The 20,453-nt window shown below is 59.0% G+C and carries 21 protein-coding genes and 1 pseudogene; 15 read left to right on the forward strand and 7 right to left on the reverse strand.

The window, feature by feature from the left end:
- The first annotated feature begins 81 nt into the window (after positions 1–81).
- The 9 genes and pseudogenes from NBG89_RS25005 to NBG89_RS25045 form a co-directional block, all read left to right on the forward strand.
- Positions 82–1,080, forward strand: coding sequence for a LacI family DNA-binding transcriptional regulator (locus tag NBG89_RS25005; protein ID WP_431323019.1), 999 nt, complete (start codon positions 82–84; stop codon positions 1,078–1,080).
- A gap of 37 nt (positions 1,081–1,117) precedes the next feature.
- Entirely contained in the window at positions 1,118–2,413 is a 1,296-nt protein-coding gene (locus NBG89_RS25010) for an ABC transporter substrate-binding protein (RefSeq protein WP_431323020.1), read from the forward strand.
- A 74-nt stretch (positions 2,414–2,487) separates the two neighbouring features.
- Positions 2,488–3,420, forward strand: coding sequence for a carbohydrate ABC transporter permease (locus tag NBG89_RS25015; protein WP_431323021.1), 933 nt, complete (start codon positions 2,488–2,490; stop codon positions 3,418–3,420).
- The gene (locus NBG89_RS25020) at positions 3,413–4,297 is read left to right on the forward strand and encodes a carbohydrate ABC transporter permease (protein ID WP_431323022.1); all 885 of its coding nucleotides are present in this window, start codon (positions 3,413–3,415) and stop codon (positions 4,295–4,297) included. Before NBG89_RS25015 ends, NBG89_RS25020 begins: the two co-directional genes overlap by 8 nt.
- 3 nt (positions 4,298–4,300) lie before the next feature.
- Positions 4,301–6,007: a glycoside hydrolase family 32 protein gene (locus NBG89_RS25025; protein ID WP_431323023.1), complete on the forward strand. Its 1,707-nt coding sequence runs from the start codon at positions 4,301–4,303 to the stop codon at positions 6,005–6,007.
- A 189-nt stretch (positions 6,008–6,196) separates the two neighbouring features.
- Entirely contained in the window at positions 6,197–7,222 is a 1,026-nt protein-coding gene (locus tag NBG89_RS25030) for a hydroxyacid dehydrogenase (protein WP_431323024.1), read from the forward strand.
- 317 nt (positions 7,223–7,539) lie between these two features.
- Positions 7,540–7,830: a hypothetical protein gene (locus tag NBG89_RS25035; protein ID WP_431323025.1), complete on the forward strand. Its 291-nt coding sequence runs from the start codon at positions 7,540–7,542 to the stop codon at positions 7,828–7,830.
- A gap of 90 nt (positions 7,831–7,920) precedes the next feature.
- Positions 7,921–10,317 (forward strand): arylsulfatase, encoded by a 2,397-nt coding sequence (locus NBG89_RS25040; protein WP_431323026.1) that lies wholly within the window; start codon positions 7,921–7,923, stop codon positions 10,315–10,317.
- Between the two features lie 113 nt (positions 10,318–10,430).
- Positions 10,431–10,640 (forward strand): annotated as a pseudogene (locus tag NBG89_RS25045) (recombinase family protein); the annotation flags it as partial.
- A gap of 200 nt (positions 10,641–10,840) precedes the next feature.
- Here the strand turns inward: NBG89_RS25045 and NBG89_RS25050 are convergent.
- Positions 10,841–11,239, reverse strand: coding sequence for a RidA family protein (locus NBG89_RS25050; RefSeq protein WP_431323027.1), 399 nt, complete (start codon positions 11,237–11,239; stop codon positions 10,841–10,843).
- A 156-nt stretch (positions 11,240–11,395) separates the two neighbouring features.
- Between NBG89_RS25050 and NBG89_RS25055 the strand changes: the two genes are divergently transcribed.
- Positions 11,396–11,989 carry a TetR/AcrR family transcriptional regulator gene (locus NBG89_RS25055; RefSeq protein ID WP_431323028.1) on the forward strand — a complete coding sequence of 198 codons (594 nt, stop codon included), beginning with the start codon at positions 11,396–11,398 and terminating at the stop codon, positions 11,987–11,989.
- Between the two features lie 397 nt (positions 11,990–12,386).
- Here the strand turns inward: NBG89_RS25055 and NBG89_RS25060 are convergent, their stop codons facing one another.
- From NBG89_RS25060 to NBG89_RS25075, 4 genes are all read right to left on the reverse strand, one after another.
- Positions 12,387–12,677: a hypothetical protein gene (locus tag NBG89_RS25060; protein WP_431323029.1), complete on the reverse strand. Its 291-nt coding sequence runs from the start codon at positions 12,675–12,677 to the stop codon at positions 12,387–12,389.
- A 218-nt stretch (positions 12,678–12,895) separates the two neighbouring features.
- Positions 12,896–13,825 (reverse strand): ABC transporter ATP-binding protein, encoded by a 930-nt coding sequence (locus tag NBG89_RS25065; protein ID WP_431324548.1) that lies wholly within the window; start codon positions 13,823–13,825, stop codon positions 12,896–12,898.
- 77 nt (positions 13,826–13,902) lie between these two features.
- On the reverse strand, positions 13,903–14,277 hold the full coding sequence (locus tag NBG89_RS25070; protein WP_431323030.1) for a DUF5335 family protein: 375 nt from the start codon (positions 14,275–14,277) through the stop codon (positions 13,903–13,905).
- A gap of 178 nt (positions 14,278–14,455) precedes the next feature.
- Positions 14,456–14,977, reverse strand: coding sequence for an Hsp20/alpha crystallin family protein (locus NBG89_RS25075; RefSeq protein ID WP_431323031.1), 522 nt, complete (start codon positions 14,975–14,977; stop codon positions 14,456–14,458).
- Positions 14,978–15,356: 379 nt separating this feature from the next.
- Between NBG89_RS25075 and NBG89_RS25080 the strand changes: the two genes are divergently transcribed.
- The gene (locus NBG89_RS25080; protein WP_431323032.1) at positions 15,357–15,815 is read left to right on the forward strand and encodes a pyridoxamine 5'-phosphate oxidase family protein; all 459 of its coding nucleotides are present in this window, start codon (positions 15,357–15,359) and stop codon (positions 15,813–15,815) included.
- 198 nt (positions 15,816–16,013) lie between these two features.
- Here NBG89_RS25080 and NBG89_RS25085 read toward each other — a convergent pair whose 3' ends face one another.
- Complete coding sequence (locus tag NBG89_RS25085; protein ID WP_431323033.1) at positions 16,014–16,913, reverse strand: LysR family transcriptional regulator; 900 nt, start codon at positions 16,911–16,913, stop codon at positions 16,014–16,016.
- Between the two features lie 126 nt (positions 16,914–17,039).
- Between NBG89_RS25085 and NBG89_RS25090 the strand changes: the two genes are divergently transcribed.
- From NBG89_RS25090 to NBG89_RS25105, 4 genes are all read left to right on the forward strand, one after another.
- Positions 17,040–17,519, forward strand: coding sequence for a carboxymuconolactone decarboxylase family protein (locus NBG89_RS25090; RefSeq protein ID WP_431323034.1), 480 nt, complete (start codon positions 17,040–17,042; stop codon positions 17,517–17,519).
- Between the two features lie 59 nt (positions 17,520–17,578).
- Positions 17,579–18,331 carry an SDR family oxidoreductase gene (locus NBG89_RS25095; RefSeq protein ID WP_431323035.1) on the forward strand — a complete coding sequence of 251 codons (753 nt, stop codon included), beginning with the start codon at positions 17,579–17,581 and terminating at the stop codon, positions 18,329–18,331.
- Positions 18,332–18,393: 62 nt separating this feature from the next.
- Positions 18,394–18,810 carry a cupin domain-containing protein gene (locus NBG89_RS25100; RefSeq protein ID WP_431323036.1) on the forward strand — a complete coding sequence of 139 codons (417 nt, stop codon included), beginning with the start codon at positions 18,394–18,396 and terminating at the stop codon, positions 18,808–18,810.
- Positions 18,811–18,887: 77 nt separating this feature from the next.
- A complete protein-coding gene (locus NBG89_RS25105) occupies positions 18,888–19,898 on the forward strand; it encodes a mechanosensitive ion channel family protein (RefSeq protein WP_431323037.1) in 1,011 nt (336 codons plus the stop codon).
- Here the strand turns inward: NBG89_RS25105 and NBG89_RS25110 are convergent.
- Positions 19,881–20,369, reverse strand: a complete 489-nt coding sequence (locus tag NBG89_RS25110; RefSeq protein ID WP_431323038.1) for an RrF2 family transcriptional regulator — start codon at positions 20,367–20,369, stop codon at positions 19,881–19,883. The two genes, NBG89_RS25105 and NBG89_RS25110, sit on opposite strands and share 18 nt — an antisense overlap.
- Positions 20,370–20,453 lie beyond the last annotated feature (84 nt).

Raw genomic sequence — 20,453 nt, forward strand, 5'->3', positions numbered from 1 at the left:
AGGCCTGATCGGTGTGACACCTTGACAGAGATCCAGCGAAGAGGTTAATGGGTAACCGATAACCCAAGGAGGGGAGCAGGGTTGACGGCATCGTTGTCTGACATTGCTGAGAGGGCTGGAGTCTCTGTCAAGACGGTCTCCGGCGCGCTCCACGGCGGCGCGGCCCGGATGTCGGATGAGACTCGCGCAAGAATCAAGGCGATTGCAGACGAGCTTGGCTATGTCACCAATCTTGCAGCGCGTGGTGTTCGGCAAGGATGGCTGCCCCTCATCGGCGTCGTCGCTGACGAACTCATTACGTCTCCCTTCGCTACGGAGATCATTCGCGGCCTCGACGGCGCGGCCCGGAGCGCCGAAATGGCCGTCTTTGCGATGAATCTGAGCGGCAATCGCAACGTCGCGTCAGTACTGGAGGAAGTTCGCCGATTCCGTCCGCGCGCTATCGCATTCGCCGCGATGTATCACAAGACGGTGGCACTCGGCCCCGACCTTTCCAAAAGCGTCGGTGTGATGATCAATTGCCGCGAAGCTGCAGGTCGCGTGGCATCGCTGGTGCCAGATGAGGAGGAGGCGGCTGCGGAAATAACGCGCTACCTCGTTGCCGCCGGACGGCGTCGAATTGCCTTCATCAATCTTCCCGGCATCCTCGCAGGGGAGTTGCGTGAACAGGGTTTCAAAAAGGCGCTCCAGGAAGCGGGGCTTGGTCCTGTCGCCGTCCTGCCGGCTGTCCGTCGGACGATCTATAGCGATCGCGCACCAACCCTCGTCCTGTCGCATCTGACGGCGCTGATGGCGGCAGACACACGACCCGATGCCATCTTGTGCGGCAACGATCGTGTCGCAATGGAGGTCTACGCCGCGCTACGTCGTCTGGGGGCGGCAATCCCGGACGACGTTGCCGTGGCCAGTTTCGACAACCAGGTCGAAATTGCCTCACGTCTCGATCCGCCGTTGACGACGATGGCGTTGCCCCATCGCGCAATGGGTCGCCTTGCCGCCGAGATTCTGTTGGCGGCAGATGGCGGCGAGCCGATGCTGCGAAAGCTGCCGTTCCAGCTCGTCGAGCGGTCATCCGTGTAAATGTCGTCGAACCACGTCTACCAAGGAGGAGACTGTAATGGGTAATCGTTTACTGTGCGCACTGCTTTTGACTTCGGCCTCACTTGCCGCGACCGCCGGCGGGGCCGATGCAAAAACCGTCATTCACATGATGCACCAAGGGGATCCAGGCTGGGTCAAAGCATATGCCGACGTCGCCAAGCGCTTCGAGGCGCAAAATCCAGACGTCGACATCGAATTCATCTATGCCCCCCATGACGCCTACAATGAGAAATTCAGCGCCGCCGTCATGTCCAAGCAGCTGCCCGACATCATGGAGCTCGACGCACCTTTCCTCGCCAATTACGTTTGGTCGGGCTATCTCCAGCCGATCAAGTCGCTGATCGACAAGGACATCCTCAGCGACATGACGGCATCGAACGTCTCTCAGGGCACATACCCGATCGACAAGGAGCTCTACGCAGTCGGCCTTACGGATTCGTCCGTCGTACTCTATGGCAACAAGAAGTACCTTGAAGCCATCGGCGCTCGCATCCCGAAGTCGGTAGACGACGCCTGGACCAAGCAGGAATTTGAAGGCTATCTGGAAAAGCTCGCGAAGCTCGACGGCGTCAAATGGCCGATCGACACGTTCCGTGGCTACGGTATCAAGACAGAATGGATCACTTATGCCTACGGTCCGCTGCTCGAAAGTGCCGGGTGCGATCTGATCGACCGCAAGACCTGGAAGGCGTCCGGCACGCTCGACAGTGACGCCTGCGTCGGGGCGCTGACCATGTTGCAAACCTGGGTGAAGAATGGCTGGGTGGTACCAGGTTCATCGGGCACCAATCAGTTCTATGCGCCAGGCCATCCGGCCGCGCTCGCACTTGGGGGGCATTGGTTCTATGCCGAGGCAGCCGCAGCGATGAAGGACGATATCGTCGTCATGCCGCTGCCGAAGCTGGGCGACAAGGGCGTGAGCCCCAACGGTACCTGGATCTGGGGGATCACCAAGACATCCGAACATCCCGACGTCGCCGGAAAATTCCTGAGCTTCCTGCTGAAGGACAAGGACTACCGTGAATATGCCAAGCAGGAATCGGCGTTCCCGGGCCTGAAGAGCTTCGCTGCGGTCTCACCTCTATATGCCGAGGGGGGGGCGATGGCCGTTGCATTCGAGCAGGCGCAGAAAACTGCCGTCGCTCGCCCCCCGCATCCGGCCTATCCCGCAATCACGGCCGCTTTCATGCAGGCTGCCGACAAGGCCTTCAACGGCGGCGACGTGAAGGAGGCTCTGTCCGAGGCGGCCCAGAAGATCGACGAGGATATCGACGACAACGACGGTTATCCGCCGTTCGACGCCAAGGAGTAACCGTCCTTGCCCGGGCCGGAGAAAAACCGGCCCCGGAACATGCGACACCGGCAAGAATACCCGAGGAGGAGACAATGACCTTGCAACAAGCCCATCCGGCTGCCCGGCCGCGTGTGGGCCGACGTAGCGACCCCGGCCGGCTCATGCAGGAAGTTCTGATGATCGCGCCAGCCGTCATGCTGCTGGGCTGCTTCCTTATCGCGCCGTTCCTTTTGTCGTTCTGGACGTCGATGACCAATCAGCCGCTGGTGCCGCGGCCGACGCCCGTCCGCTTCATCGGACTGCAGAATTTTGTCCGCATCTTCAACGATCCACTGTTTTGGACTTCCTTATGGAATGTAACCCGGTTCACCATCTGGATACTTCCGGTCCAATGCGGAATGGCATTCGCCACAGCTCTATTGTTGCACCAGAAGATACCGTGCCGGAATTTGCTGCGCGGCATGTTCTTTCTGCCCGCTATCACATCGATGGTCGTCGTCTGCGTCATCTGGGGCACGCTCTTCCAGTATCCCAGCGGGCCTTTGAACCAGATCGTCGGATTTCTTTCGGCCGGGTATATTCAACCGATCGACTGGCTTGGCGATCCCAACTGGGCGATGTTTTCGATCGTGCTGTTGTCTGCGTGGCAGGCCTACGGCTTCCAGATGATCGTCTATCTGGCCGGTCTTCAGGCAATTCCCGACGAACTCTACGATGCCGCAAGGATCGACGGAGCCAATGCAATCCAGCGCTTCTGGCACGTGACGATGCCCGGCTTGAGGCCAACTCATGTGTTCGTGCTGGTGATCACGACGATCCAGGCGTTCAAGCTTTATACGCAGGTCGCCATCCTGACCCAGGGCGGCCCGAAGGGCAGCACCGAGACCGTCGTCCACTATATGGTAAGAAGCGGATTCGAGCAGCAGAAACTGGGCTACGCCTCCGCCGTCTCGGTCATCCTCTTCGTCATCGTTCTTGCGATTGCGCTCTTGCAGCGCCAAATGTTGAGGCGTTTTGATGTCTGACATCGCTCTTCCTCGGGTTGTGCCCGCTGAACGCACCGGCAATATATCGTTGCGCCTCGTTCAGACCGTCTGCATCTTCATCATTGCACTTGTCGTGATCTCGCCGCTCTTCATGCTGTTGGTGGCGAGCCTCAAAGACGACCGCTTCCAGATCCTCGCTGACATGGGGAGCTTTCGAGCCTTTTGGGTTGCCAACCCAACGCTCGCCAATTTCCAGGAAATCGCGCATTTCTCTGGCGAACTCGCCTACGGCCGCTATCTCGCCAATTCGTTGCTGATACTCACCGTCACCGTGGCCTCGGGACTTGTCGTCAATTCCATGGCCGGGTTCGTTCTCGCCTGGGGATCGCTGCGCGGCAAGGCGGTGCTGTTGTCGCTCGTCGTCGCCCTCTACGTCATCCCGCAGGAAAGCATCATCATGCCGCTGGTCGTGATGATGTCGCGGGCCGGCATGACCGATACCTTCGCCGTCCAGATCCTGCCCTTTGTGGCAAGTCCGCTCTACATCTTCCTCTTCTACCAGTTCTTCGCCCAGCTTCCCAAGGAACTCTACGAAGCGGCGGAAATTGATGGTGCTTCGATCTTCCGCATTTATCGTTCGATCTATCTGCCACTGAGCCTTCCCGCACTTGCCACCGTCTCCATCCTCATGGGGATCGAAAGCTGGAACCAGTATCTCTGGCCGACCTTGGTCACGCAGACCGATTACGCCCGGCCGATCGCCGTCGCTATCGCCACCTTCTTTGGTCAGGACAGCATCTACTGGGATCGCGCCATGGCTGCCTCGGTTTTGATGATGATCCCCATCCTTGCCCTCTATCTCGCGTTTCAACGCTGGTTCGTGAGCTCGTTCGTCGGCTCTGCCGTGAAAGGTTGATTGATGACTTACCAGGCAATGTCCATTCCCCCAGTACACATCGTGCAAGCAGACCTTGACGCTGGCGCAGTCATTCATCTCTGGCTGAAGTCGCGCCGAACGGATCATCCCGCCGATCTAAAGGTTCGTGTCGACGGCGTTTTGCTGGCCGATGTCGTGACGACCCGAACAGAGGAGTTTGAGTTCAGTGAAGTGGAACTGTCCCAAGGTGGAAAGGCCGAACTGAGCTACAACCCATTGGACGCTGCCGTCTCTCTGATTTACATGTTCCACCCGTTGACGGTTCGAGATGAGGGTATTTGCGTTCTGCATCATGCAGCAGAAAACGCGCCCCCGGACGTAGCGGACAACTACCATTTCCGACCTCCCTTCGGCTGGATGAACGATCCGAACGGTTTCGGTCGCTTCGCTGGTCAGGTGCATCTCTTCTACCAGCATTATCCCCATAGGCTTCGCTGGAATACGATGCATTGGGGGCATGCGATCTCCAAAGACTATATCCGCTGGAAGCATCTGCCGGTTTTCCTGTTCCCATCGGAAGAACTCTCAAAACGCGACGACGGACGCGGCGGCGCATTCTCGGGTTCAGCGATATCGGCAGCCGGGCCTGGGGGCGGCATCCGCGTCTTCTTTACCGAGCAGATGCGGGATCGCAAGCCGGAGGAGCAGATCCAGCTCTCTGCTTTGAGCGCTGATGGCCTTGTCGCAAGGCCACCGTCGGTCGTCTTGCCGCAACGGCCCGACGGATTGGACCTGACGCTCGATTTCAGAGACCCTTACGTCTTCAAGGGGCCGGACGGATACTGGAAAATGCTTCTAGGCAGTCGGGATAAGTGCGGCGGCGTGGTTCTACTCTATGAGACGCTCGATCCCGAGGCGGAAAACGGCTGGACTTTCATCGCCACATTGCACCGGGAGAACCGCTACGGCATGACGGCCGCGGAATGCCCCTGCATGGTGCCGCTTAGCGACATCGACGATCCCCAAGCGCGCTGGGCATTGATTTTCGGCCTCCTGACCAGCCGCGACGCGGTAACCGGCCGCCGCAACATGACCAGCGTCACGGTTGGCCGCTTCAATGGCCGCAGCTTCAAGCCTGAAGTCGAGCAGGAGCTCGATTTTGGCTCCGATGCATATGCGTTCCAGGCTTTCGTCGACGACGGTGGACCAGTCGGAATTGCCTGGCTTGCAAATTGGACGGATGTCTCGAAGAAGGACGACTTTCCAACCGCCATGACCCTGCCACGTCGGGTCCTATGGGACGGTGCTGCGGTGCTGACGCCCCCCGTCGAGAGCGTCGTCAGCCTGCGCCATTTGGCGCTGGACGCAAGCCGTCTTGTTTCCGGCGAACAGTTGAGATTGGAAAGTGGAGCCGTCGAGATCGAGCTCGATCTCGTAGCACCCGGTGCACCGTTCGAGCTAGCTTTCGGCCATGCCGATATCGACCTTGGCGTGCGGCTCGACGCTGATGGGTTGGCAATCCTGTTCGCCGATCGAAGTGGCAAGACCTCACCACGCTATCTCGCCGTCGGGGCGCGACCGTCACACGTGCGGATCTTCCTTGATGCCGGCTCGATCGAGGTCTTTGCCGACAACGGTCGCTGGACTGGAACAAAGCGCTTGCCGAGCTTTGCCGGCATCCGCTCGGTGGCGATGAAGGCCGGCTGGCGCGCGATTTCGGCCGCGCGTATCTGGCAACTGAAAATCTGAGTGGAAGGCAAGGATTGCTGTTGCCGTATCGGTCGCAGTTGACGACACCGGGAACTTTACGGTTGCAGGAAACAGTCTTCTGCGCCGGTTGAGGCGGGGTAAGGCGCGAGGATATCGCGTCAGATCGCACGACGCTATGCTTCTGGCAACATTCGACTACTATGGCCCTTTTTGCTCCAGGGAGGAAACATGAGCCGCACCGTCGTCATTGTCGACCCATTGCCACGGACCCTTGACCTGATCATGGAGCCCGACGTCCGCGCCAGGTTGGAGCGGCTGGGGGAGGTCGTCGTTTCCGAGGAACAACAAATGTCCGGGGAACTCGTGGACACGCTTCTGCCCGATACCGTGCTGATCTTCGGGCAGACGGACATGCCAAAGGAACGCTTGGATCGCGCGACGAAATTGAAAGCGATTATCAACGTCGAATCCAACTTCTTGCCGAATATCGATTACAAGACGTGCGTGGAGCGCGGCATTTGGGTCATCACGCCTGCTGCGGCATTCGCCTCGCCGGTGGCCGAGGCGGCGTTGGCGATGGGTCTGGATCTCGCGCGCGGCATCACTCAGGCGGACCGAGACTTCAGGGCAGGGGTCGAACAATATGGGTTGGCCGGAAACGCAACAACCTTCAGGTTCGCTGGAGCGCCGGTCGGTATCATCGGGTTCGGCGACCTTGGGCGACAATTCAGAGATCTGATCCGGCCATTCAAAAACACGGTTCGGGTTTTCGATCCGTGGCTGCCTGGGGAGATCGTCACCAATGCGGACTGCATTGCGAGCTCTTTGGACGAGGTGTTGACGCAAAGCCGGCTGGTCTTTGTCTTTGCCAGCGTGACGAGCGAAAACCAGTCATTCCTGGGCAGGCGCGAGTTCGCCATGATGAAGAAGGGCGCTGCTTTTCTTCTTATGAGCCGCGCCGCGGTGGTGGACTTTCCGGCTATGCTGGACGCCGCTCAATCCGGTCACATCCGCGTCGCGACCGATGTCTTCCCAGAAGAACCGGTGCACGCAAATGATCCCGTGCGATCTTTACCAGGAATGCTTCTTTCGGCGCACCGCACCGGCGGAACACGCGACGCGTTCTATGCTCTCGGCTCCATGGCGGTTGCCGATGCCGAACTGATAATGAAAGGGTTGCCTCCGCAACTTTGCCGGCGGGCAGATCTGGCGACGGTCAATCGGCTCCGGTCGAAACCTGTGACTGTCTCCTAACATCCAGTCCTGACCACCCCTGGCAGTGGCCGGTGGCAGCTTGGCGATGCTGAGTTGGCCATGATGGAGCCGCGCCGCTTCTTTGCCATCTGCAACGCATGGGACAGCCGAACATGCGGGGCGGCCGGTGACGTTGCTTGCTCGCCTTGTCCGATGATTTCGTCATCGCGGCGGTGCCAAATGCGTCAATCTGCTCGCTTGCTCCGACAGGATCGTCGGCGCGATATCACAACTATTGGATAAGTTCGCATTGTCTAAAACAATGATAAGATGATCCGCCCGTCCGAGCAGGACACAATACGAGGGGGACTGTCGTCGTGGCCGCAAGTCGTACATGCGCCGTTATCCTTCTTGAGGCCGGTCTTTTTGTCTTGCAGGGACTGCCTTTGGCCGATGATGACATCAAGTCGCCCGCTCAGAAGGCGATCGCCAAGGCAAGGACCGAAGTCGAGCCTTCCATGATCGCGATGAATGTCCGTGGCGCCAACTTGCAGGGCGAGGCATCGGCGCCCGGTGGCATCTTGGCAAACGCTATCACCTTCGCCGGCCAGCCGGTGCGGCGCGACGTCGTCCAAACCGGTCCGAGCCCACGCGGGCGTGGCACATGACGACCGCCCTTTTACCTGCCTTGCGACTGAAGCGGTTGAGAACCGCAAAGCGCCGAGATTTGTTGAGGAGTGAACAGAAAGGGGAGCATCATGCGAGTGAAATTGGCCTTATTGACGCAGGTCGCCGCGGCCGCCTTGGCGTGTTCAGCCTGGACCGTGAGCGCCCAAGAAACCACTGGTACACCGGGAGCGCCCGATGCCACGACGACGGTCGACGGACGCTACCTTCCCAATCCACCCGCTGCCTTCGGCGGCGAGATCGGCTTGAGCGCCAAGGACTCCAAACCGTATTGGCCGCCACAAATCGTGCCGCCCAAGGGCGCACCGAATATCCTTTTGATCATGACAGACGATGCAGGTTACGGGGTTGCCGGCACCTTCGGCGGCGTTATCCCAACACCCGCGCTCGATCGGGTGGCGCAGACGGGCCTGCGCTACACGCAGTTCCACTCAACCGCGCTCTGTTCGCCGACACGCGCGGCGCTGATCACCGGACGCAACCATCATTCGACCGGATTCGGAGTGATTTCCGAGCAGGCGACCGGCTATCCAGGATATGACTCCGTTTTGGGCGTGGACAACGCAACGATCGGCAACATCCTGAAACAGAACGGTTATTCCACATCGTGGTTCGGCAAGAACCACAACACGCCATCATTCCAGTACAGCAGCGCCGGTCCCTTCGACCAATGGCCGTCGGGCATGGGCTTTGACTACTTCTACGGCTTCATGGGCGGCGACAGCAACCAGTGGGAGCCCTACCTCTTTCAGGATCACACGCAGATTTTTCCATGGGTCGGAAAGCCCGGCTATAACCTGATTACGGACGAGGCGGACAACGCGATCAACTACATAAAGCAGCTCAACGCTGCTGCGCCAGACAAACCCTTCTTCGTCTACTACGTGCCCGGCGCCACACATGCGCCGCACCATCCCACGCCGGAATGGATCGAGAAGTTCAAGGGCAAGTTCGACATCGGCTGGAATGCGATGCGCGACCAGATCTTCGCAAACCAGAAGCGCCTCGGTGTCATCCCGCAAGATACGCAGCTCACCCCCTGGCCGGATGACCTGCCGAAATGGGACACACTCGACGCCGACAGCAAGAAGCTGTTTGCTCGTCAAGCGGAGGTATTCGCAGCTTACGTCGCCTATTCCGACAACGAGATCGGACGCGTGATTCAGGCGGTAGACGACATTGGCAAGCTGGACAACACGCTCGTCATCTACATCGAAGGTGACAACGGCACGAGCGCGGAAGGGAGCACACTCGGCACCCCGAGCGAGGTAATCACCATCGAGGGCCTTCAGATCCCGGTCGCCGACCAACTGAAATTCTACGATGCCTGGGGTTCCGACCAGACCTACCCGCACATGTCGGTAGCGTGGTCATGGGCCTTTGACACCCCATTCAAATGGACCAAGCAGGTCGCCTCGCATTTCGGCGGCACGCGACAAGGCATGGCAATGGCGTGGCCCGCCCGGATCAAGGACGCAGGCGGCATTCGCAGCCAGTTCCATCACGTCATCGACATCGTGCCGACGATCCTTGAGGCGACCGGGATCCCGGCGCCAGCCATGGTCAACGGTGTGTCGCAAAAGCCGATCGAAGGCCTCAGCATGGCCTACACGTGGGATAAGGCCAATGCCAACGCGCCCTCGACACGCCACACCCAGTACTTCGAAATGTTCGGCAATCGCGGCATCTACAACGACGGCTGGTACGCGTGCACCACGCCGCCGGCACCGCCCTGGCTGATGGGCACGGCGCCGATGCCGGAAGTGGTCAATGGCTACAAGTGGGAGCTCTACAATCTCAACGAGGACTATTCACAGGCCAACGACCTCGCGCAGAGCAATCCCGACAAGCTACATCAACTGCAGCAACTGTTCCTGCTCGAAGCCGCGAAGTACAACGTATTCCCGCTCGACAATTCGATCCTGGAGCGCCTCATGACGCCCCGGCCGAGCGCGACGGCGGGACGCAAGCTGTTCACCTATTCAGGCGTCGTCTCCGGCGTGCCCGGAGGAAACGCCCCGAACATTTTGAACAAGTCCTACACGATCACCGCTGAGATCGAGATCCCGGCGACCGGCGCGGATGGCATGCTCGCGACCACGGGCGGTCGTTTTGGCGGCTTCGGCCTATACATCCTGAAGCAAAAGCCGGTGTTTCTTTATAATTTCGTGGACATCGAACGCTTCCGGTGGGAGGGCCCCGACATGCTGGCCCCCGGCAAGCATACGATCGAGTTCGACTTCACTTCTGACAGCCAGCGCATGGGCAGCGGCGGTACGGGCATCCTCAAGGTGGACGGCAAGGAAGTCGCCAGCCAAAAAATCCCGCACACTGTCCCCGCCCTTATGCCATGGGACGAGACATTCGATGTTGGCATGGATACTCGCACCGGTGTCGATGACAAGGACTACCAAGTGCCGTTCGCGTTTACCGGAACGATCGACAAGCTGTCGGTCCAGCTAAACTGAGGAGAGCGGCGAGGGCCGTGAGTGCACCTGAATTCAGACGACGCTCGGGTGCACTTTTTTCGCTGATGCGATAGCGTTGATCGAAACTGCTCGAGAGACGTTGGTGGCGTGTAGGTCGGGAGGGCTCGCGTGCCAGCATGAATCCGCCCCCGGCCAAGTTGCGCCTTGCTCGTGCGGCGATGGGGCAGCCCGAGACCAAGGTGCGCGATCTGTGTGCCGAACTCGGGATTACCAGGCAGACGCTTTACCGGTTCGTCGGACCGAAAGGCGAATTGAGGGCCGATGGTGAAAAACTGCTCGCCCGTCGCAAGCGCGAAACCTGAAGCATTCAGGGCAGACAGATTCGCAGCTTCTTCGGCCGCCCTCGACCCGTTACCGCCGTTCGCGACAAGCACAATGAAGGGCCTGGATTGAGTCCCATAGCGGTCATCGAGCTTTCGCAAACTCCATCGCAAGTGCCTTCTTCTGGAGCGCGCGTGCGACAGAACATGGCGATTTCCCGGGCAGCCGGGGTGTGGCGATGTCAAGTACTTGCCGGAATACGGGCGATGACCTTTATCTCAAAGTCGAAGCCGGCGAGCCAGTTTACACCGAGCGCAGTCCAATTCGGGTAGGGTGGCTTGCTGAAAATCTGTTGCTTGACAGCCATGATAGTTCCGAACTGGTTTTCAGGGTCAGTGTGGAAGGTGGTTACGTCCACGATATCATCCATCGTGCAGCCCGCTGCGCTCAGCGTGGCCTTCAGGTTTTCAAAGGTCAGCCGTACTTGGCGTTCGAAATCGGGTTCAGGTGTTCCATCGGAACGGCTGCCAACCTGTCCGGACACAAACAGCAGATCACCGGATCGGATAGCGGCGGAATAGCCGTGCTCCTCGTAAAGAGTGTGCCTGTTAGCAGGAAAGATTGCTTCGCGTTGGGTCATTCTGATCTCTCTTTATTGTTGGCAACGACCGCTGAGCCCGGAGTAACGCTTCACAAGCTCGCGCTCCATTTGATATACGATACGTATGTGGAATATCCGACATACGTATCGTATGTCAAGTCCATATACGCTTCGTATGTGAATCTGAGGGATTGAATGGCGAAAACACGCAGCGAAACGATGCAGGAAAACCGCGTCAAGTTGATAGCGGCTGCGCGAAAGGCATTTGCGGAAAAGGGGTACTCCGCAGCGTCAATGGACGAGTTGACGGCTGACGTCGGTCTGACACGGGGTGCGCTTTACCACAACTTCGGAGACAAGCGCGGGCTCCTGGCGGCGGTTGTCGATCAGATTGACACGGAAATGGCGGTGCGCGCTAAAGAGATTGGGGCTCGGGCGGGTAACGATTGGCAGGGCTTGCTCGCCGAGGGTGCGGCCTATATCGAGATGGCGCTAAATCCGGAAGTCCAACGCATCGTTCTGCTCGACGGACCTGCGGTGTTAGGTGATCCCTCGCAGTGGCCCAGCCAGAACAGTTGTCTACAGGTGAGCAAGAGCACTGTGGAGCGCCTAATCGCACAAGGCATCCTCAAGCCACTTGACGCAGAGGCGGCGGCCCGATTGCTTAGCGGCGCGGCTCTCAATGCTGCTCTCTGGATCGCCGCGAGCGAAAACCCGCAGAGCGTGCTGCCGAAGGCGGTCGAGGCTTTTCATGCCTTGGCGGCAGGTCTGCTTTTGGAGCGTTTGTGATCTACTAAAGGCCAAAGTCGAGCTTTCAGACTGAGACTTTGGCGTCGCGGAATGCTCAGTTGAAGCTACAGCCTTCAAGACCGCGGAGGCTTGCGACTGGAGCAACTTCCGCTTCGTCTGCATCGGGGTCATTCGTGCTCATCGCATTGAGCGACTGCTCCCCACCCTTCTGCGACCTTCGATTTCGCGCGGGACTGGAGCCCGAAGAGGGCCGATGTTTATGATTTGATCTTTCAACCGTATATCTGTGCCCCATTAATGTTCAGGGGCCATCAGCGCTCGCAGGTTTGTCTTTCAAACGAACGTAAAGGGTCTTGGTGGCATCAAAGGCTCGCTCGATGGGCGATGTGGCTCGCCATATCACAAGACCCTCCGCATCCCTTGCTGGGCCAGGACACTAGCGATCGCCGGCCTTTGTCACTGCGCACTCCAGGATCTGCTCCGCATATTCGACGACGGACCTCTTGTCTGTCGCACATAACTTCAGTCCCTGGCACCCATCTTTGAGATCACGCAGGATGCGTCGGCGGACCCTGGCGATCGCGGCCGCGTCCTGCCGCTTTATAAGCTCCTGCAGACAAGCCACTGCAACGATCTCGGAAACAAGCAGCTTACCCTCGACCTCTCCTTGCGTTGGAATGGCGAAGCGCTCACCACCGGGTTTCGAATCTCGATCGGACGACAGCATGGCAATCCTCCTTAAGATGTCGGTTGACGCGCCATGAAGCCCTCAGCTACGTGAACGCCAGCGCGTCCATAGCCCCATGGAGGACAGCACGATCGGACTGAACTCGATCATCGATCCCTCTTAAGACTAGACTATAGTAAGGCATGCGTCCTTGACCAAGGTCAAAGTGCCTTCCATTAGGCTTACGCAACACAACACGACGACCTCGAGGAACTTTTCTAGAGAGGTTGCTGCGAAGGTCCCACGCTGCTCGCATCGCGGATCAGCTCGTATTTGACCTGCGTCGTCTTCAGGTCGCGGTACCAGTCGACGAGCGCTCCCCAAGGGTCCGCGACCTTGTTCAGGCCCGCGATGAAGGCGACGACGGTCCCAATCTCGATTCTTCCCGTGATGACGTAGTAGCCGCCGAGGGCGAAAATCCCGGCATAGCCCAGTTGGAACATCAGGTTTATCAGAAAGTTGAGCGAGTACTTCAGCCTGTAGATGCTCATGTTCGTTGAAAACAGCCGCTGGACGCGGGCGGCCTGATGCCGCAGCCCCTTGGGCGACCCGTGATCGACCATTTCTTCGCTCAGATGTCGCATCACAGTGATCTTCGTCTTGACGCGCTGGTTGATGAGGCCTTGCAGAATTGGGACCAGCACGGCCTGAGGGACGAAGACCGCGATGACAGCAAGCGCGAGGAAGGGCTGGAGGTAGATCATGTAGCTGCCGACGGTCAGAAGAATACCGGCCTGGAGGATGGGTTCGGAAATGCTTGTACCCACGAACGCTCCGACCGGTTCGGCTTCGGCCAGGACGATCGACATTTCGACGCCCTCTGCCAACGTCGGCGCCTCACCAATGTGCTGTTTACCCACTTCCAGTACTGCGATGCGCAGCCAGCGAACGGCCACTTCGCCTATCCAGCCCCTGTAGATATTCAAGGCGAGTTTTATTCCGCCCTCACTCATAACCAGTGCGAGGTAGACCGCCACCAGGCCGAAAATGGCATTGAGGCTCGACCCCTGCGTTGCTCCGTTGACGATGCGCCGCTGAACTTCTAGCGGAAGGATGCCGACGGCAAACAACAAAACCGACAGTCCGACCAGCGCCGCCTGGTGCCGGCGCCCCATCTTGACGATGAATCCGACGAGCTTGTGCGGCATGGCGACGTCCTGGCGGGTCTTCGCATTTGCGCTCGGTGCTTCCGCCGGAAGCGGATCGCGCATCCGGTTGTCGACCTTCATGCTGAGATCCTCCAGACAGGATATGCGCATCCTCCAAAAAAGGTCATGAGTTGGTGTCGTTGCCTGCAGTCGATCACCTCAATGGCGAAGATTTCTCCTTCGTTATCTTCAACCGAGATCGTCTGTGGCTGTTCGACGACGTGTGTCATCCCCTTCACCGAGATTTCGAGAATTTCGAGAAAGTCCTGCTTCGGCTCGTAAGTCGCACCGAGCAAATGGGCAGGATTTACGAGAACCTGATCTCCGATGGCCAGCCCCGGAACTTCAATCCGGATTTCCTTTCCCTCGACTATCTTTGTCAAGCCGCGAGAAGAAGGTCGCCCATTCGAGCGTCGCGAGCACCCTTGCGCCCATCTTGCGATCTCCTGCATTTGCTCGGCCCGACAGCGGCCTTTGCGGCGAGCATTGCTTCCATCATCTGTGAACCTGATATGCGACCTGTCATCTTGGCTTGGCCACCGCTTCTTCGGGTGCGGTGGCCAAAGAGGGGCTGCATCGGCAGCCCCGGAGGTTACAGGTCGGGACATCCCCGTTTGCGTTGCACCCGCCTCATCCGGCTTTGATCTCGATCTTGCGGTCGTTGGTTCCAGCGTTTGAAGTCTTCGGAATCGTGACCTTCAAGATGCCTTTCGCGAAGCCGGCGCTCACCTTGTCGGCTTCGACATATTCGGGCAGCCGGAACGATCGTTGGAATGAGCCATAGTGGCGCTCCGAAACGTGGTAGGTCTTCTCCTTTTCTTCCCTTTCCTCCGTCTTTTCGCCGCGAATGGTCAGCACGCCGTTCGCGAGCCGTATGTCGATATTATTCTCGTCGAGGCCGGGCATTTCCGCGGTGATCTCGAATGCGTCGTCCCTCTCGACGACGTCGACCGCGGGGGACGCAACCCAGGCTGCAGCTGAAGGCTGCGTGCGTGCGAGCAACTGGCGTGAGAGCGGACGCCACGAGGAGGGGCCGAAGTCGTCGAACAGGCGGTCGATTTCGGTACGAAGCGTATCGAATGGTGACCACGGAGCGCCGGGGACCGGCAGCGTGGCCTTCTGTTCTTTCTTAGCGGGGAATGTGTCAGGCATGATCATCTCCTGTCTGCCAAGCAGGTCCGGAAACCGGATCTAATCATTGCATTGCGCTCGACATCGAGCTCGATCATCAAAGCACGCCTGCCGGCAAGAGACTTTGATCAATGTCAAAAAGTCGGAAACAGGGTGGAAGAAGCCGGTAAGGCGCTTGCGCGAGTGTTTCCTTTTCGGCCTGACGTCTCGCACGCCGGCGGGCACTGGCCGCGCGCGGCGTTCAGGTCCGCCACCCGATGTGTCGGGATGTTTTTCCCCGGCGCGTCGTGTCTGCTGGGTAGAGTTTGATTAAAAGCAATGCAGCCCCATCAAAGAAGGAGGAGCGTAGCGCAGCAGCTTTCTCAAGCTGCGAGCCCTCGCAGGAACGGGAGGAACCGACATGTCAATGGCACTGAGGACGATGACCCATGCCGAATGCCTGGAAATGCTGGAACGAGCCCACTTCGGTCATCTGGCCTGCTGCAACGATGGCGAGCCTTACGTCGTCCCGGTCTACTTCGCTTTCCGATCAAGAGTAGCCTACAGCTTCTCGATGCCGGGACGAAAAGTCGAGTGGATGCGACGCAACCCGAAAGTATGCCTGCAGGTGGAGGAGCAGTGGGCCAAAGGCGGATGGAGGAGCGTCGTGCTTGCCGGCCGCTTCCAGGAATTGCCGGACGACGATATCTGGCACGAGGAGCGGCTTCATGCGTGGTCACTACTGAAGAGACACTTGGACTGGTGGGAGATCGGCTCCCTCAAAACCGCAGAGCTGCCGCCTGCGGCGGCCCCTTCACACCTGTTCTACGGAATTTACATGAGCGATGTCTCCGGCCGGGTTGCAGCGCAGGCGGGATAACGCAAAGCGGCGTGCCGCGGCCGTCGCGAAAACCGCATCGACGGCGACGTAGCTTGCCCGGCCCGCTCGCCTTGTCGCAACGCCATTTCCGGGACGCACGGGGCGGGTGTTTGCAAAAAGAAGCGGATGCTGCCGCTCACGGTTTCCGCAAGTGCCCGCAGCATGAAGATGAGCCGAAATCGTCGCGGTCCCTGCGCTCTAGGACGCCATCAAAGGGTCATTTCTGACCGTCTCGGCCAGGAAATCGAGGACCGTGCGAACCCGCAATGGCAGGTTCTTGCGCGAGGGGTAAACGACATTGATCGGCAGGCGTGCGGGGGGGAATTCAGGCATTAGCTTGACCAGCCTGCCAGCCTCGATGTCGGGGCAGGCAAGGAGATGCGAAAGCACCGCAAGACCGCCTCCGGCCAGGACCGCGCGATGTACCGCCACCGCGTTGTTGGCGATGAGGCGCGGTGAAATGCGCACGGAAGTCTCATCGGAGCCATTGGAAAACGACCATGACCGCCCATCACCGGCGCGGCTATAGCAGATGCATTCATGGCCACTGATCTCATCGGGCGTATTGGGGCTGCCATGTTGTTTGAGGTAGCGGGGCGCCGCGACGAGGAAGGCCGTTGTCCAGCCGATCCGGCGGCACATCAAGCTACTGTCTGACACTGGACCGAGCCGCACTTCGAGATCGATGCCATCGCCGATCAGATCGGACGGCTCCTCGCGGAAGATCAGTTCGACAGACAGTGCGGGGTAGCGTTCGAGCAATCCCGCAAGGCGCTCGCTCACACAAAGGCCGAGAGGCGCGGGAAGCGTAAGCCGCACCCGGCCCGACGCCATGGCGGTCTCGACGCAGGAGGATTCGGCCAGCGCGTTCACTGCCTCTACCACCCGTAGTGCCATCGCGATCATTTGTTCGCCTTCCACGGTCAGCGCCAGCGCATTCGTGGTACGATGTAGCAGGCGCGTGTTGAGATGGTCTTCGAGTGCGGAAACCTGCCTGGAGACTGCTGGCTGGGTGAGATCAAGATCGATTGCCGCTGCAGAAAACGACCCTGTCTCCGCCACGCGCAAAAAGGCTCTGAGCGCAGATACGATGTCCATCCTGTCCCCCATACGTTTCGACATAAGCCTTATGTCGCAGTTTAGGTCGGAAAGACTTTACTGTCCAGAGATTGCGGATATTGTATGTCCATAAGGACACTGAATATCCGTAATAAGGAGAAAGACATGACGCAGCGCCTCAACTACGCACAGCAATCACCCGAGTTCTTCAAGAAGCTTTCAGACCTGAGCATGGGCCTGAAGGACAGCGTCATCGAACAGAAGATCCGTGACCTCGTGAATATCCGTGCGTCACAGATTAATGGCTGCGGCTTCTGCCTCGACATGCATGTCAAGGAAGCCAAGATCCACGGGGAAAGCGAATTGCGGCTCTATCACGTCGCGATCTGGCGTGAATCGAACCTCTTTGTCCCGCGCGAGCGGGCGGCCCTTGCATGGACCGAGGCAGTCACGAAGCTTGCCGAAGGCGGCGTTGCCGACGAGCTCTACGAGCGGGTGCGCGGCCAGCTTTCTGAGAAGGAAGTCTCCGACCTGACCTTCTCGATCATGGTGATAAATGCCTGGAACCGCGCGAGCATCGCCTTCAAGGCAGTCCCGGGCTCTGCAGACAAGGCCTACGGCCTCGACAAAGCCGGTCTCAACTGAGCTTGCGACCTCAAAGCCATCAACACCGCGGCCGATGGCCGCCCGAAAGGAGAAGTCCTATGAAGATCGTCATTATCGGCGGGACCGGGCTCATCGGCTCCAAAACAGTCGACCGCTTGCGCAAAGAGGGCCATGAGGTCATTGCCGCCTCACCGAACACCGGCGTCAACACGATCACAGGGGAGGGGCTCGCCGCAGCGCTTACTGGTGCTTCGATCGTCGTCGATCTCGCCAACTCGCCATCCTTCGAAGACAAGGCCGTGCTGGAATTCTTCGAAACCTCGGGCCGTAATCTGATTGCGGCTGAAAAGACAGCTGGCGTCAAACACCACATCGCCCTTTCAGTCGTCGGAACCGAGCGACTGCAGGAAAGCGGCTACTTTCGCGGCAAGCTCGCCCAGGAGAAGCTGATCAAGGCCTCCGGCGTACCATACACGATTGTCCATTCCACCCAGTTCATGGAGTTTTTGAGCGGCATCGCGCAATCCGGCACGGTCGGCGACAAAGTTCATCTGTCACCGGCCTATGTGCAGCCGATCGCCTCCGATGACGTCGCCGACGCAATGGCGGATGTGACCCTTGCTGCCCCGGTCAACGGAACGATCGAAATTGCTGGCCCCGAACGCTTCCGGCTCAATGAACTCGTTGCTCGCTACCTTGAGGCGACCGGTGATGCCCGCAAGGTCGAAGCGGATGCCGAAGCGCGTTATTTCGGCGTCCGGCTCAAGGATGGTTCGCTGGTCTCCGACAACAACCCACGCCTGGGCAAGATCACCTTCGAGCAATGGCTGGCAACCGCCGCACGGAAATGACCAGGCGCGGCTGCGCCATAGGTCTTGAGGCGCAGCAACCAACCCATGAAAGGAAATTTGCTATGACGAAATCGATCCTTGTTGCAACTGCCCTTGCAGCGGTCACGTTCACCGCAGCGCTGGCCGATGACGCCGGCGGCAAGGCCTCAAAGGTTACGCTCGTCTATGAGCATGAACTGCCGAACGTTCCTGGCAAGAGCGTCAAGGGTGTGCTGGTCGAATATGGTCCAGGGGGCTTTTCCGAGGGCCACACCCACCCGAACTCCGCCTTCATCTATGCAACGGTTCTGGAAGGATCCATTCGCAGCCAGGTCAATGATGGGCCGGTGAAAACCTACAAGGCCGGAGAGAGCTTTTCGGAAATGCCCGGCGACCGTCATGGCGTCAGCGCAAACGGCAGCAAGACAAAACCTGCAAAGCTGCTGGCGGTCTTTGTGGTTGACACCAATCAGAAGGAATTGACCTTTCCTCTGAAGTAGCAAGTCAGCGGCGGGCCGGGTGTGATCGCACACACGGCCCTCCACACGGGCCGCAATTATCGCGATTGGAGCCTGTCATGTTCAATGACCAACTCTCGTTACCGCTTGTTCTGATCAATATTCTGGGCGTTGCCGGCATCGTCGTATGGCATCTCCAGGGTCGCAACCGTGCGACTGCCCGCCTGGTCGTTCAGATTCTGTTTTTCGCAAGCATGACCGCCGTCCTTGTCTTTGCGGGCATCCTGCCGCATCGCGTCGACGAGATGCAGTTTTCGGGCCTCATGGCGTTTCTGTCCATCTCAGCCCGCGTACTGTGGTGGACACATCTGGCCTGGACCCTGATCGGCTTCGTTCGCATCTATATTGTTCTGGAGCGAAGGCCGCGGGAGGCGCGGTTGCTGCAGGATCTGATCGTTGCCGTTGTCTATCTCGCAGTGGCGTTGTCCATCCTGGGCTTCGTCTTCCAAGCGCCCATAGGCACGCTGGTCGCAACCTCCGGCGTCGTCGCCATCATCTTCGGCCTGGCGCTGCAAAATACACTCGGCGACGTGTTTTCGGGCATCGCACTCACATTGGGCCGGCCCTTTGTCATCGGCGATTGGATCGTGCTTTGCGACGGAACCGAGGGACGTGTCATCGAGAACAACTGGCGCTCCACGTTTTTGCTGACTGGCGCTCATAACGTCGTCGTTTTGCCAAATAGCGTCCTGGCGAAGGTCGGGATCACGAATCTCAGCCGCCCCGACGAAACGCACCAGATCACACTGCTTGTCCGGATCGACGCAAGCCATAGCCCACGGTTGGTCGAAGAAGCAATGCGGACCGCCTTGCAAGGCAGTAGGCGCATCGTCCAGGACCCGCCACCGATCGTCGCCCTGACAGGGATAGACGCCATCGCCATCGAGACCGAATTGCAGTTTCGGGTGGCCAGTTCGGCAAACAGGACGCCGGCGAGAAATGAAGTCATCGACCTTGTCCACAATCACTGCCGGCAAAGCGGCCTCTCCCTCGCAATGCCGCCCCAGAGCTATCAATACGCGTTGCCTGAATTAGACGACATCAAGCTGCGTTCATCCCGCGCGCTCTAGCACCCATTCGAAACTGCTCTTCCAAAGCTCCGCCGGGATATCCTTAGACAGCGTCTCGATCAGATCGGATAGCCTGACACTGCGCAGTTTCTGGCGCCAGGCTTCGTCGGCTTCCCACATGATGCGCGCCACGGCGCAGGGATCGCTTTCGCAGTAGCCGAGCGGTCGGCAAGGGTTGTTGGCTCTGATATTGTTGCAGATAAAGGTCCGCGCCTTGCCTTCGACCGCCTCGACGATATCGAGAAAGGTCAGTTCTGCTGGCGTCTTTGCCAATCGATACCCACCTGACGGCCCGAGGGACGTATCGACGAGACCGGCTTGCGACAGGCTCTGCAACGCCTTTGAAAGATATTCCTTGGGAAGTCCGTGGAACTCGGCCAGCGCCTTGGTGGACAGATAACGGCCCGCGGGCAGACCGGCGAGAATGGCACAACAATGCAGCGCCCATTCGACTTGGCTTTTCAGGATCATAAATTCAGTCCGGGTCGATGCTGAACCGCATCTATTAAGGATATAAAGTATCCCTATTTTCCGGTGATGTAAACAGACCGACCT

This window comes from Rhizobium sp. YTU87027, assembly GCF_050644135.1.
Taxonomy (GTDB): domain Bacteria; phylum Pseudomonadota; class Alphaproteobacteria; order Rhizobiales; family Rhizobiaceae; genus Rhizobium.